Source organism: Streptomyces wedmorensis, from assembly GCF_000716445.1.
GTDB lineage: Bacteria > Actinomycetota > Actinomycetes > Streptomycetales > Streptomycetaceae > Streptomyces > Streptomyces wedmorensis.
The window spans coordinates 1-217 of sequence record NZ_JNWK01000237.1 but is presented as its reverse complement, the minus strand read 5'-3'; the positions used below and the strand labels follow the sequence as shown (position 1 = coordinate 217).

The 217-nt window shown below is 67.3% G+C and carries 1 protein-coding gene; it reads right to left on the bottom strand.

The window, feature by feature from the left end; translation table 11 throughout:
* A partial coding sequence (locus OO54_RS41250; protein WP_033213063.1) for a hypothetical protein occupies window positions 1–217 on the bottom strand: 217 nt, incomplete at both ends.

The window sequence follows — 217 nt, the reverse complement described above, 5'->3', positions numbered from 1 at the left end:
GTCGTAGTACTCGGGGAACTTGCGCTCGGAGGTGCTGGCCGCGTCGTAGTGGTAGAACGGGCCGCTCATCGGGGCCGCGCCCTGACCGCCGTCGATCTCGGGAAACTCCTCGGAGGCGTGGTAGTCGTACCAGACCGTCGCGGCCTTGGCCGGGGGCAGGTTGGTCAGGCCGGTGTTGTTGGGCGAGTTGTTGACCGGCGCCGCGCAGTTGAACTTC